This window comes from Mesorhizobium sp. M7A.F.Ca.US.006.04.2.1 (assembly GCF_004022915.1).
Lineage (GTDB): Bacteria > Pseudomonadota > Alphaproteobacteria > Rhizobiales > Rhizobiaceae > Mesorhizobium > Mesorhizobium ciceri.
The window spans coordinates 1-855 of the sequence record NZ_RZQA01001430.1 but is presented as its reverse complement, the minus strand read 5'-3'; the positions used below and the strand labels follow the sequence as shown (position 1 = coordinate 855).

Below are 855 nucleotides of genomic sequence, written 5' to 3'. Positions count from 1 at the left end.
ATTAACCACCAGGCCGCGGTGCTTCAGTCGCAGCCAGCGGCGTCCTCACGGCTCCAGGGCTTCGAGCCCCGCAGGAGCCGTATACCGGCTGCCGTCATAGCGTAGCCGGTAGGTTTGGCTCACGGACTTGCCGGGATGGGACTGGCACTCGCCATCCTTGTCGGGCAACGGATTGTCGGTATCCATTCGCTCGACCACCGTTATGTCGTGGTAGCCATGATGTTTGGCCGGGCTCATCGCCAGGCTAACCCGACTGGTATGGAAGGATCCGGCGCAATTGGTATCACCCTCGCCGCCATTGCCGGCCACGACCAGGCCATCGAGCACCATCCTCAGGGAATCGCCATCGACGGCATAGAGCCGCAGGTCGGTTTCACTGAACGGATTAGGCAGCGAATTGTTTGCCATTTCGATGCGCAGGCCAAAGGCAGTAACATCGGGCGCCAGCGCATAGCGGCCGGTATCAAGCTCCACCTGGCGGATGGCGATGGCATCATCATTCATCAGCCCGGGCTGGAGCAGGCGCTGGCGCACCTGCCAGCTCTTCCTGTCGACAATCAAAAGCTCGATATCGCCGGCATGCGCGTAGTCGCTGGGTTGGGACCCGTCCATCAGCGGCACTGCGACCAACAGCAGGTCGTCATGGGCGGGCCAGATCTTGCAAACCAGCCCTGGCGGATCGCCATACGCGAATGTCAGGGCAATGCTGGTGTGGGGTTCGAGCGTGAACGAGGTGCCGTCGGCGCTCTTTCGAGCTTTGGGATAGGCCTGCTGCACCAAGGCGGCGGCATCGCCGCAATCGCCGGCCACGGCCCAGGCGGGCGACAGGCTGGCCGCGGCAAGGCCAAGGAAGAG

At 63.2% G+C, this 855-nt stretch carries 1 protein-coding gene; it reads right to left on the bottom strand.

Translation table 11 applies throughout. The features are described from left to right. Positions 1-45 precede the first annotated feature (45 nt). On the bottom strand, positions 46-855 hold an 810-nt coding region (locus EN925_RS37830), incomplete at its 5' end, for a hypothetical protein (protein WP_128337461.1).